The sequence below is a fragment of the Arthrobacter sp. 05L45_2 genome (assembly GCF_056397525.1).
Map to the genome: position 1 here is coordinate 1 of NZ_JBFTNO010000079.1, position 12,114 is coordinate 12,114.

The following is a 12,114-nucleotide window of genomic DNA, read 5'->3' on the forward strand; positions in this document are numbered from 1 at the left end:
GGCGTATCGCTCGAACTGCAACTCTTCGGCGACGACTTCAACAGGGTTTTCCAGCCGGTGGATCTTTCCGGCGACATGCTGGCCTCCATTGACCGCTCCGGTACCGGTCCGCTGACCCGCTACACCAGTGACGAACTCCTCGCCGCGAGCGACTGCGTCTTCGGGAAGCTTGACGAGCCCTGGAACGGGGGACAGGCGGCCCTGCTGGCCCGTTATGACGACATCGGCGTGGAGCTGAACCGGCGCGAAGCAGGCCGTGAGCCCGAGCCGGTCTAAGCCGGCAGCCCCGCCCCTTGATCGGTTCCGGCCGCACCGGGGCCGGTGTACTGTGCGGCGAAGTAACCGTTTTGTGGGCTGATCCCGCCGTTTTTGCTGCGCCGGAACAGTGGCTACGGTAGGAGTGTGCCGGGTGAGACGGAAGAGACCGACGGGCGGGGACTCGGCGAGGCCGAGGCCCGCGTCCTCCGGCATGCCGCCGACCTCGAGCGCTTTTCGCGGCGGAACTTCCTTTTGGGCGCCGGGGCGTCGTCCGTCCTGGCCGCTGACATGCTGTTCACCCGCCGCGTGCAGACAGAACGGCGCGTCAACAAGATCCTGATGGTCCCGGACGACGAGGCCGAGCTGTACTATCCGCACGCCAGCTGGTTCCTCTTCCCGGGCTACAAGACCAGCTGGGAAGAAGCCCAGTGGATCCTAAACTCTCTGCGCGGCTCGCTGAACAAACGGGGGCAACTGGCCGCCGTCGGCTACTCCAACGTGGGCCTCGACATCGACCAGATCGTGATCGCGGTCATCGAACACATCCGCGCCCGCCACCTCGACACCGTTTACTTCTACGGCCACAGCTTCGGCGGGATGGTGGCGGTGCAGGTCGCGGCCCGGTTGCTGGAACTGCACGGCGTCCAGGTGTCCTTCATCCTGCTCGACTCGAGCCCCGCCAGCAGGTCCGACGTCCTGGACCAGAGCTGGTTCGAGGGCGTGGTCTTCCTCTACGAGAGCGGTTTCCGGTTCCCCACCGTGCTGCGCGGCAGCTACGAACTCGGGGAGCGGGTGCTGAACAAACACGAACGCAGCTGGGGCCAGATCCTGGACCAGACCCTGGAGCAGCTTTCACCGATCGCTCCGTCCAGCGTGCTGATCCAGACCGAATCCGCGTATATCTACCACTTCGACCTGAACCGCTTCGTCGGCAAACTGGGTGACGCGAAGATGGCGTTCATCGGCAACCCCAAGGACCAGACGGTCAGCTAYGAGACGGCCCGCGACACGTGGATGCTGCGGTTCAAGGCCAACATGGTCTCCGACTCCCTGCGGACGGACGGGGCCATCCCGGCCCATGCCAGCCCGCAGTGGAGCCCGGCCGTCTACCGGCCGCTCATCGACAAACTCGAGGACGAGTTCCTGCCGTTGCCGTCGGGCGGCGGCAAGAAGACCGCGTTCTAGCGGGAGGCGGCGCCGGCCGCCGCCGGTTGGCGGCCCGCCGGCGTCGGCCGCGCTTAGATCTGGTTCTTCAGGTCCGCGACGGAGTTAAGGACCTGGTTGGGCCGGAACGGGTAGGCCGCGATGTCGTCCCGGTGCGTGATGCCGCTGAGCACCAGGACGGTGTGCAGCCCGGCTTCCATACCGGCAATGATGTCCGTGTCCATCCGGTCGCCGATCATGGCCGTGGTCTCGGAGTGCGCGTCGATCTGGTTCATGGCCGAGCGGAACATCATCGGGTTGGGCTTGCCGACGATGTAGGGTTCACGCCCGGTGGCCTTGGTGATGAGCGCCGCGATCGCCCCGGTCGCCGGCATGGGGCCGTCCTTGGACGGGCCGGTGGCGTCCGGGTTTGTGGCGATGAACCGGGCGCCGCCCAGGATCAGCCGGATCGCGGTGGTGATGGCCTCGAAGGAATAGGTCCGGGTCTCGCCCAGCACCACGAAGTCCGGGTCCTGGTCGGTGAGGATAAAGCCGGCCTCATGCAGCGCCGTCGTAAGCCCTGCCTCGCCGATCGTGTAGGCGCGGTTACCGGATTCGGAGCCGCGCACCTGATCCTTGAGGAACTGGGCCGTCGCCAGGGCTGACGTCCAGATGTTCTCTTCCGGGATTTCCAGGCCGGAACTCTTCAGCCGTGCGGCGAGGTCCCGGGGCGTGAAGATCGAGTTGTTGGTCAGGACCAGGAAGCGCTTGGAGGTGTCCACCCAGCGCTGGATGAGCTCGGAGGCGCCGGGGATCGGCTGGTTCTCGTGGACCAGGACGCCGTCCATATCGGTCAGCCAGCACTCGATCTCCTGGCCGCTGCGGTACACCGAAAACGTGGACCGCACGTCGTCGGCGTCCGAACGCTGGTCTGTCCCGTGGTCTTCGTACTGGTCCGCCATGGTGCCCTCCGCCGATAGTGTGCCGCTTCCGGTCCCAGTCTAATGTTGAGTGGTGACTGAACCCGAGACCCCCAGCGAAGCCCCCGCCGGTACCGAGGCCGCTCCGGACGGCGATCAGGAGCCCAAAGCGGAGGTCGGCGTCGGACCCTGGCAGGGGCAGTGGCCGGAGGGCGAACACTGGGACCCGGACCTGCTCGCCGACGGGGACCGCCGCAACGTGGTGGATAAATACCGGTACTGGAAGCACGAGGCGATCGTTGCCGAGCTCGATTCCCGCCGGCACAACTTCCACATCGCCATTGAAAACTGGCAGCACGACATGAACATCGGCACCGTGGTCCGCACCGCCAACGCGTTCCTGGCCAAGGAAGTCCACATCATCGGACGACGCCGGTGGAACCGCCGCGGTGCCATGGTCACCGACCGCTACCAGCACGTCCGTCACCACCCCACCGTGGAGGATTTCGTCGCCTGGGCGCAGGACGAGGGGCTGGCCGTGATCGGGATCGACATCTTCCCCGACTCCGTCCCGCTCGAAACTTACGAGCTTCCCCGGGACTGCGTCCTGGTGTTCGGCCAGGAGGGCCCGGGCCTGACGCCGGAAGTGCACGAGGCCGCGGTGGCGACCCTCTCGATCGAGCAGTTTGGATCCACCCGCTCCATCAACGCCGCCTCCGCYGCCGCCATCGCGATGCACGCCTGGATCCGCCGGCACGTGTTCGGCCAGATAGTTTCCTGAGGCACCTATAGTCAGAACGGGTTTTGCCGTTTAGGCTCTGGCGTGTGTGGGCGCAAAGGGCGCCCGCCTAGGGGAAGACATCTCATGAAGACGGTCTCTACTTCTCTACTTCGCAATCCCGGCGCGCCACCCGGTTCCTGGCGCTTGGTACATCCCTTGCCTTTGCCATCGGCCTGACCGCCACGGCGGCCGTGGCCGCCCCGCCGACGCCCCCGCCGTCGAATAACTCCCCGGGGTCAGTGCCGCCCTGGGCCGGTTCCCGCACCAAGACCGGCACCCCGCTGAGCAACACCACGGTCGAGGGCGAGATCTACCTGAACCTGCCCGACGCCGGAGCGGCCAAGGCGTTCGCGACGGCCGTGTCCACGCCGGGGAACCCGCAGTACCAGCAGTACCTTTCGGCTCCGGACTGGATCGCCAAATACGGGCCGGCCAAAGCCGACGTCGCGGCGCTCGTTGACTACCTGAAGGGCCAGGGCATGGTGGTCACTTCGGTCCCCGCGAGTGGTCTCTACGTGGTTTTCCGTGGCACGGTTGCCCAGATCAATGCGGCCTTCAGCACCACCGAGCAGACCTACACCTTCCAGGGCCAGAGCCTGATCGGCCCGTCCACCGCGCCCTCCCTGCCCGCGGCGCTCTCGGCCAAGGTCCTGGGGATCTCCATCGACCAGGGCCGGCTGCTGACCCGCCCCTCGCTGGCGACGCCCGGGGCGTCGGACCAGGCCCAGGCCTCCGGCAAACCGGTCGGCGCGCCGCCGGTTGACGCGCCGTGCTCGAACTACTGGGAGCAGAACAAAGTCACGGTTCCGGCAGCGTACGGCTCCACGAGGTTCGGCACCGCCATCTGCGGCTACACGCCGGCCCAGCTGCAGGGCGCTTACGGGGTAACGTCCCCGTCCGACGCCGGCGCGGGCCAGACGGTGGCGATCATCGACGCCTACGCTTCGCCAAGCATCGAATCGGACGCGAACACGTACTCGCAGAAGAACGGGCTCCCGGCCTTCAAGGCCGGGCAGTACCGGCAAATCGTGCCGGACTCCCGTATGTTCATGGACCAGGCCCTGTGCGGACAGCCCAGCGGCTGGCAGGGCGAACAGACCCTCGACGTCGAGGCCGTCCACGGACTCGCCCCGGCCGCTAACATCCTCTACGTCGGCGGCAACAACTGCGGCGCCGGAATCGACGTGGCGATGTCCACCATCCTGGACCAGAAGCTCAGCACCATCGTCAGCAACAGCTACGGCTACGTCGGGGAGGCGGTCTCGCAAAACGCGCTGCTGGGCATGCAGAACATCCACCTCCAGGCAGCCGGGGAGGGAATCGGGCTCTACTTCTCCAGCGGCGACAACGGCGACGAGAAGGCGAGCCTGGGCTACGCTTCACCGGACTTCCCGGCCAGCTCCCCGTTCGTCACGGCGGTCGGCGGGACCAGCCTGGCGGTCGACAAGGACAACGGCTACCTGTTCGAAACGGGCTGGGGAACCACGCGGAACAGGATCGTCCCGAACGCCGACGGCACCCTCGGCTACGCCGGCGGGTTGCCGGGAGTATTCCGCTTCGGCGCCGGCGGGGGAACCAGTGCGCAGTTCGCCCAGCCCGGCTACCAGCAGGGCACGGTCCCGGCCGGCCTGGCCAACGGCTACCGGGTCTCACCGGATGTCGCCTCGCTGGCCGATCCCTATACCGGCTACCAGGTGGGCCTCAGCCCCATCACCAACGACCACGTCCTGAAGACCGGCGCCTATGAAACGACGGGATACGGCGGAACCTCGCTGGCCTGCCCGCTGACGGCGGCGCAGATGGCAATCGCGCAGGCCGCCACCGGCAGGACCGTTGGCTTCGCCAACCCGGCCATCTACGCGGCGGCGAAGACCGGCAGCTCCGGAGTGCGGGACGTGGCTCCCCAGTCAACCCCGCGGGCCATGGTCTTTTCCAGCCCGATCAGTGGCAACAGCTACCTGATCGGCACGGACCACGACACGTCGCTGGAGACCGCGCCGGGATATGACGACGTGACCGGCGTGGGCAGCATGAATGTCCGCTTCGCGATGAGCATCGCCGGAGGGTAGCCGCACGGCCCCGCGGCGAACCCCGATGTGGGGCGCCAGCACACAGTGAGGAAGCGTCTGGTGCCGGGCCCGGGAACATTTCCCGGGCCCGGCTTCACGTATTCGGCTCCGGGGCACTCGTGGCTAGGATGTAGATAGCCATGTAGCTACCACTGCTTTCGACGAGGAGTCAGCATGCCCATTGCAACCCCAGAGATCTACTCCGAGATGATCGACCGCGCAAAGACGGGTGGCTTCGCGTTCCCCGCCGTCAACGTCACCTCCTCCCAGACCCTGAACGCCGCACTGCGCGGCTTCGCCGAGGCCGAGTCCGACGGCATCGTCCAGGTCTCCACCGGCGGTGCGGCCTACTGGTCCGGCGCCACCACCAAGGACATGGTGGCCGGCTCCCTGGGCTTCGCCGCGTTCGCCCGCGAGGTTGCCAAGAACTACGGCGTGAACATCGCCCTGCACACTGACCACTGCCCCAAGGACAAGCTGGACGGCTTCGTCCTGCCGCTGCTCGCCGCCTCCGAGGCCGAGGTGAAGGCCGGACGTAACCCGCTCTTCAACTCGCACATGTGGGACGGCTCCGCCGAAACCCTGCAGGAGAACCTCCGCATCGCCCGTGAACTCCTCCAGCGCACCGCCGCCGCCAAGATGATCCTCGAGGTCGAGATCGGCACGGTCGGCGGCGAGGAAGACGGCGTCGAGAACGCCATCAACGACAAGCTCTACACCACGGTCGAGGACGCCCTGGCGACCATCGACGCCCTCGGCTCGGGCGAGAACGGCCGCTACATCACGGCCCTGACCTTCGGCAACGTGCACGGCGTGTACAAGCCGGGCGGGGTCAAGCTGCGCCCGGAGATCCTCAAGGACATCCAGGAGCAGGTGGGCGCCAAGATCGGCAAAGCCAACCCGTTCGACCTCGTCTTCCACGGCGGCTCCGGCTCCTCGGACAAGGAAATCGCGGACGCGGTGTCCTACGGCGTCATCAAGATGAACATCGACACCGACACCCAGTACGCCTACACCCGTCCGGTGGTGGACCACATGTTCCGCAACTACGACGGCGTCCTGAAGGTTGACGGCGAGGTCGGCAGCAAGAAGCTCTACGATCCCCGCGTCTGGGGCGCGTCCGCTGAGGCAGGCCTGGCCGCCCGCGTGGTCGAGGCTGCCCAGCAGCTCGGCTCCACCGGCAAGACGTTCTAGCCGTGTCTGACGAGTTCCGCAAGAACCTGATGGGCCCCGAGCCCACGCTCCTGCCGGCCGAGACCGAGGTCAACGCCGGCCTGGATGCGGGCCACGAGGCCCTGGACCTGGTGGAGCAGCACCCGACGTCGTCGCTGCTCTGGGCCGTGCTGGCCGAGGAGGCGTGGAAAGAGGGCCGGACCATCGACTCCTACGCCTACGCCCGCGTCGGCTACCACCGTGGTCTGGACGCGCTGCGCCGCAACGGCTGGCGCGGCGCCGGCCCCATCCCGTGGGAGCACGAACCCAACCGCGGGTTCCTGCGCGCCCTGTACTCGCTGGGCCGGGCCTCGGCCGCCATCGGCGAGGCGGAGGAACCCGAACGGATCGAAAAGTTCCTCAAGGACTCCGATCCCACCGCCAAAGCAGCCATCGAGGCGCAGGGCTGACGGTTTAACGAACGACGGCGGGCGTCCACCTTAGGGTGGGCGCCCGCCGTCGTTCGTGGGGTAGGCCCACGCCCGCCGGGTCCCCTGGCCGAGCTTGCGAGGCGAGGGTGCGGGTGGGGACTAGCTGGCTTTGGCCAGGCCGGTCCGGGCCATGGCGTCGGCGTAAGCCACACGCATGTCCTCGAGGTACTGTTCCTGGCGGGCCGGGGTGCCGGCGAACGCGCGGCCGCTGAGGGAACGGACCTTGTAGGTCTTTAGGCCGCGGCGCCAGATCATGGGCACCTCGGTCTTGAGCAGCAGGTTGGCCAAACGGTTGGCCTCGGTGCCGTGCGCAACGATCACGGACGCACGCGGGACCAGGGCCAGGAACTTCAGCAGCGGCTTCAGGCCGGCCGAGATCTGGTCCGGGGTGAACTTGCCGTTGGGTTCGCCGCCGACGTGCCAGGGGTGCACGTTCCAGGGCATCACGTACTCCGGGCGCAGGCCCAGCTTCCACTGGACACCCAGCATGCGGGTGCCCGCTTCCTCGTCACCGGGGGTGATGAAGCCGGACGGGTCAGCGGTGCCGATGTTCGAGTACAGGCTGATGATGCGGCACTCGTCGATGTCGTGCGCGGGATCCACGTAGGGGACGGTGGTGCCAGCTTTGGCGGTCTGCAGTGCGTCGCACAATTCGTTGACCGGCGCGACATTAGCGTCGTAGCGCCGGCTGAGGAGCTGTTCGCGGAAATTTTCAGTGGCCAGGGCTGTCATGTATTGCTGGGTCTCCTGCGGGATTGGTAAAGCCGCCACACCGGCTGCGGGCACGCCAAAGGGAGGGCGCGCGGGGCCGGTGTGGTGTGAAAATGTGGTGTGGACCGATTCCTGATCGGTCCTCACCAGTCTAGCAAGCCCCGGGTGATGCCCGGCGTGTCGCCCGCCAATCCGGCGGCCGCCGGGCACCTCCGGYGGCCGCCGGCGGGTGGGCTAGCAGGGTCGACCTACCAGAGCCGCCGGCTGGCCCGCCGTGCGCCCTCGCCCAGGGCCTCGAGCTTGGCGAAGGCGATCTGCGGATGCACGCGGCCGCCGAGTCCGCAATCCGTGGAAGCAATGACGTTTTCGCGGCCCACCAGATCGGCGAAGCGGATGATCCGGTCTGCCACCAGGTCCGGGTGCTCCACGACGTTGGTGGCGTGCGAGACGACGCCGGGAATGATCGACTTCCCCTCGGGGAGCCTGGTGTCCTCCCAGACCCGCCACTCGTGTTCGTGCCGCGCATTGGCGGCCTCGAAAGAGTAGGCGCCGGCGTTGACCTGGAGGACCGATCCGACGATGTCCGCGAACGGGATGTCCGTGGTGTGCGGCCCGTGCCAGGACCCCCAGCAGACGTGCAGCCGGATCTTGTCCTGGGGAAGGTCCCGCAGCGCCCAGTTGGTGGCCTCGACCCGGAGCTGGATGAACTTCAGGTAGTCCTCGAGGCTCGGCTCCGGATTGATCTGGTCCCAGCTCTCGGCCAGGGACGGATCGTCCAGCTGGACCGTCAGCCCGGCATCGATGATGGCCTTGTATTCCTCCCGCATCGCATCCGCGCAGGCGTGCAGGAGCTCCTCGTCGCTGGTGTAGTACTCGTTGGCGACCCGGGCGCAGGAACCGGGGGAGAGGGAGGCGACGAACCCGTCGGTGAGGCCGGCCGCGGCCAGCCCGGTCTTGAGGTTGGTGATGTCCGAGGCCACGAGGGCCTGCCCGGTGTAGGTCAGCGGCCCCGCGATCTTGGGCTGCGTGACGCTCTTGCGGTGGGCCAGGATGCCCGACGACGGATCGTTGTAGGCGTCGTTGAACGCCTGCCGGTCGCGGCGGTCCGGGAAGGAAGTCAGGACGATGTGTCCCGGCGAGGACCGGTGCACCTTGGCATCGGCCCAGCGGTCCACCTCAGTCGGTTCCAGGCCGCCGAGCCGGGAGAACGAGTAGTTCCACCACGCGCCGTAGTCCACGGTGCTGGACATGGTGTGCCCGTACTCGCCGTCGTTCGGGATATCGATCCCCAGGTCCTTCTGGCGCTGCACAACATCCACCACGGAGGTCTCCAGCAGGTCCAGGAACTCGGGGGTGACACCGTCGGCCTCCTTCGCCTCATTGGCGGCGATCAGCTCCGGAGTGCGCGGCAGCGAGCCGGCATGGGTAACCCGGATGTGGTCGGTATTCGGGGTCAGTGCGTTCTGGGACACGGCAGGGAATCCTTTCCATCGGTCCTGGCGGTAGCACCGTGGCCGGGCGGGCGTCACGGCGGCGCCTCTCGGGCGCCGCACGGGCGTGCGGCCGGCAGGGTTGCTGCGGCGTCAACGGTCCAGGTCCCTCGGCCGCTCGGGATGGTCCCTCCCACTCAAATCCACGCCGCGCCCCGCCGCAAGTCGTGCCCACAATGTGTCGGTACCGCCGCRGGCGAAGGTGCCGCCCGGCTTTCCCCGCCGGTGCCCTGCCGGCCGGACGCCGCGTCCACGCAGGGAGACAAAACGGTGCCGGCCGCCGTTTTCGGCTAAACTTGGGTGGTAAGAGCCCCGGACTCTGGCGTTGATGTACAGATCGTAGTGGTACTGCGCACAGCGGTAGATTCGRGGCATTCTCATGAACGGCGCTGAGCTGCGGTGACCACCTGGTGCATCACCTGCAGAGCGGCCCGAACGAATGGGGGAGGATCCCATGCCAGCAATCGTGATCGTCGGAGCCCAGTGGGGCGACGAAGGCAAAGGTAAGGCCACTGACCTGCTCGGCGGGCGGGTCGACTACGTCGTCAAGCCCAAYGGCGGCAACAACGCCGGGCACACGGTTGTCGTGGGCGGTGAGAAGTACGAGCTGAAGCTCCTTCCGGCCGGCATCCTGAGCCCGAATGCGGTCCCGGTGATCGGCAACGGCTGCGTGGTGAACCTTGAAGCCCTGTTCCAGGAGATCGACGGCCTCGAAGCCCGCGGCGCGGACACCTCCAAGCTCCGCGTCTCCGCCAACGCCCACCTGGTGGCGCCCTACCACCAGGTCCTGGACAAGGTCACCGAACGGTTCCTCGGCAGCCGCGCCATCGGCACCACCGGCCGCGGCATCGGCCCGGCCTACATGGACAAGGTGGCCCGCCTCGGCATCCGGGTCCAGGACGTTTTTGACGCGTCCATCCTGCGCCAGAAGGTCGAAGGCTCGCTCCGGCAGAAGAACGAGCTCCTGGTCAAGGTTTACAACCGCCGCGACATCGAAGTCGACGAGATCGTGGAGTACTTCCTGTCCTACGCGGACCGCCTCCGCCCCCTGGTCATCGACAGCACCTTCGTGCTGAACAAGGCGCTGGACGAGGGCAAGGTGGTCCTGATGGAGGGCGGCCAGGCCACGTTCCTCGACGTCGACCACGGCACCTACCCGTTCGTGACCTCCTCGAACCCGACCGCCGGCGGCGCCTCCGTGGGCTCCGGCATCGGCCCCACCCGGATTTCCCGCTCCATCGGCATCATCAAGGCGTACACCACCCGGGTGGGCGCCGGACCGTTCCCGACGGAGCTGTTCGACGACATGGGCGTGTACCTGCAGAAGACCGGCGGCGAATTCGGTGTCAACACCGGCCGTCCGCGCCGCTGTGGCTGGTACGACGCCGTCCTGGCCCGCCACGCCTCCCGCGTCAACGGCTTCACCGACTACTTCGTCACCAAGCTGGACGTGCTGACCGGCATCGAGCAGATCCCGGTCTGCGTGGCGTACGACGTCGACGGCGTCCGGCACGATGAGATGCCGATGACCCAGACCGAGTTCCACCACGCCAAGCCGATCTTCGAGTACTTCGAGGGCTGGACCGAGGACATCACCGGCGCCCGCACCCTGGACGACCTGCCGGAGAACGCCCGGAACTACGTGCTGGCCCTTGAGAAGCTCTCCGGCACCCGCTTCTCGGCGATCGGCGTCGGACCGGACCGCGACCAGACGATCGTGGTCAACGACCTCATCAACGACTAGCGGCTCGACAGGATCCCCGGCGCTCCGGCAGCCGGACTCCGGCGGCCAGACGACGGCGGCGGCCCACCCCACGGTGGTCCGCCGCCGTCGGGGTTAAGCCGCGGAGCCCGGGAATTCCCGGCATTGCGGCCGTCCATAGTACGGCCCTCCGCCCCGCCCTGCGGCCGGCCGGCGGGGCCCAAAAAAGAATTTTGAATCCTGCGTAACCTTTTGGACCCTCCCGGCGATTACCTCTTTGTAAGCGCCGCCCGGAGCCCTGGTCCCCCCATCAGGTCCGGCCGGCCTTGTAGCGAAAGATCCGAGGAGCGCCTGCCCCCATCAGGCGCCCGGGACTTCGAGTGAAAGATCCGACGGGCGCCTGCCCCCATCAGGTGCCGACTGGACTTCGACTGTAAGCGCCGGCCGGCGCCTGCCCCCATCAGGTGCCGGCCGGCCTTCAACCAACCAAAGGATGTACGTTTTTCATGAAGAGTGTTAGCAAGACCACCAAGATTGCTGTCGGCGCCGCTATTCTCGCGGTCGGAGGCTTCTCCGGAATCGGGCTGGCCAACGCCGCCCAGATGTCCAGCACCCAGCAGGCTGAAGTGAACCACGCTACGCCCGCCACCCCGGCCGTTCCGGCTGTTCCGGCAACCCCCGCGCTGCCGTCGGCCCCGGCCACCCCTGCTGTTCCTGCGGTTCCCGCAGTGCCGGCCACCCCGAACGCTGACGGCTCCGCCAAGGGCGACGCCGACGTCGAGGGTACCGACGGTGCCGCTGAAGGCTCTGTCTCCGCTGACAAGGACGGCGTCACCGTTGACGGTGCCGCCAACGCCAAGGGCGCTGCTGAGGCCAAGGCCCACGCCGGCGTGACCGTCGCTACCCCGGCTGTTCCCGGTGCCAAGGGCGTCCCGGCCACCCCGGCCGTGCCCGCTGTTCCGTCTGCTGAGCAGCCGAAGCTCAACAAGTAGCACGAAAGCGCCTCCTTTCGGAGGCAACGGGGTGCGGCCGCTAGACTATCGGGGGCCGCACCCCCCTTGCAGTAACGGAAGGACAGCCTCTTGGCAGACCAGCTGAGCGACGACGAACTGTCAGCCGCTTTGGCTGGCGACCCGTCAGGATTCAGCGCTGTCTACACCGTAATGTCCCCGGCCGTACTGGGGTACTTCCGGGCCAAGGGCGTCGACGACGCCGAGGCCCTCACCCAAGACGTGTTTGTGGACGTTCTGCCCAAACTCGAAAACGTCACCGGCGGCCGCGCCGGACTCCGGACCTTCATCTTCTCGGTCGCGCACGCACGGCTGGTTGACCACTACCGGCGCTCCGAACGGACCCCGCACCTGGCCGAATACGATCCGCTGAACGACGCGCGGCTC

General features: G+C 67.5%; 11 protein-coding genes and 1 pseudogene. 9 read left to right on the forward strand and 3 right to left on the reverse strand.

What is annotated here, in order from left to right; translation table 11 throughout:
* Positions 1-276 (forward strand): annotated as a pseudogene (locus AC1DHD_RS08260) (hypothetical protein); the annotation flags it as partial.
* 126 nt (positions 277-402) lie between these two features.
* Complete coding sequence (locus AC1DHD_RS08265; protein ID WP_476879242.1) at positions 403-1,443, forward strand: thioesterase domain-containing protein; 1,041 nt, start codon at positions 403-405, stop codon at positions 1,441-1,443.
* Between the two features lie 53 nt (positions 1,444-1,496).
* Here AC1DHD_RS08265 and AC1DHD_RS08270 read toward each other — a convergent pair whose 3' ends face one another.
* The gene (locus AC1DHD_RS08270; RefSeq protein ID WP_476879243.1) at positions 1,497-2,363 is read right to left on the reverse strand and encodes an HAD-IIA family hydrolase; all 867 of its coding nucleotides are present in this window, start codon (positions 2,361-2,363) and stop codon (positions 1,497-1,499) included.
* A 52-nt stretch (positions 2,364-2,415) separates the two neighbouring features.
* On the opposite strand from AC1DHD_RS08270, the gene AC1DHD_RS08275 reads away from it, so the two are divergent.
* The 4 genes from AC1DHD_RS08275 (at position 2,416) to AC1DHD_RS08290 (ending at position 6,793) form a co-directional block, all read left to right on the forward strand.
* Positions 2,416-3,102: a TrmH family RNA methyltransferase gene (locus AC1DHD_RS08275; RefSeq protein ID WP_476879244.1), complete on the forward strand. Its 687-nt coding sequence runs from the start codon at positions 2,416-2,418 to the stop codon at positions 3,100-3,102.
* Between the two features lie 239 nt (positions 3,103-3,341).
* Complete coding sequence (locus tag AC1DHD_RS08280) at positions 3,342-5,171, forward strand: S53 family peptidase (protein ID WP_476879245.1); 1,830 nt, start codon at positions 3,342-3,344, stop codon at positions 5,169-5,171.
* Positions 5,172-5,345: 174 nt separating this feature from the next.
* On the forward strand, positions 5,346-6,365 hold the full coding sequence (fbaA, locus tag AC1DHD_RS08285) for a class II fructose-bisphosphate aldolase (RefSeq protein ID WP_476879246.1): 1,020 nt from the start codon (positions 5,346-5,348) through the stop codon (positions 6,363-6,365).
* Positions 6,366-6,367: 2 nt separating this feature from the next.
* On the forward strand, positions 6,368-6,793 hold the full coding sequence (locus AC1DHD_RS08290; protein WP_476879247.1) for a DUF3151 domain-containing protein: 426 nt from the start codon (positions 6,368-6,370) through the stop codon (positions 6,791-6,793).
* 120 nt (positions 6,794-6,913) lie between these two features.
* On the opposite strand, the gene AC1DHD_RS08295 is transcribed toward AC1DHD_RS08290, so the two are convergent.
* Both AC1DHD_RS08295 and AC1DHD_RS08300 read right to left on the reverse strand, forming a co-directional pair.
* Complete coding sequence (locus tag AC1DHD_RS08295; RefSeq protein ID WP_476879248.1) at positions 6,914-7,546, reverse strand: uracil-DNA glycosylase family protein; 633 nt, start codon at positions 7,544-7,546, stop codon at positions 6,914-6,916.
* A gap of 227 nt (positions 7,547-7,773) precedes the next feature.
* The gene (locus AC1DHD_RS08300) at positions 7,774-8,982 is read right to left on the reverse strand and encodes a cobalamin-independent methionine synthase II family protein (RefSeq protein ID WP_476879252.1); all 1,209 of its coding nucleotides are present in this window, start codon (positions 8,980-8,982) and stop codon (positions 7,774-7,776) included.
* A gap of 487 nt (positions 8,983-9,469) precedes the next feature.
* On the opposite strand from AC1DHD_RS08300, the gene AC1DHD_RS08305 reads away from it, so the two are divergent.
* The 3 genes from AC1DHD_RS08305 to AC1DHD_RS08315 form a co-directional block, all read left to right on the forward strand.
* Entirely contained in the window at positions 9,470-10,759 is a 1,290-nt protein-coding gene (locus tag AC1DHD_RS08305; protein WP_476879249.1) for an adenylosuccinate synthase, read from the forward strand.
* Positions 10,760-11,223: 464 nt separating this feature from the next.
* On the forward strand, positions 11,224-11,709 hold the full coding sequence (locus AC1DHD_RS08310; RefSeq protein WP_476879250.1) for a hypothetical protein: 486 nt from the start codon (positions 11,224-11,226) through the stop codon (positions 11,707-11,709).
* 90 nt (positions 11,710-11,799) lie between these two features.
* The coding region (locus tag AC1DHD_RS08315) for an RNA polymerase sigma factor (protein WP_476879251.1) at positions 11,800-12,114 on the forward strand (315 nt) is incomplete at its 3' end.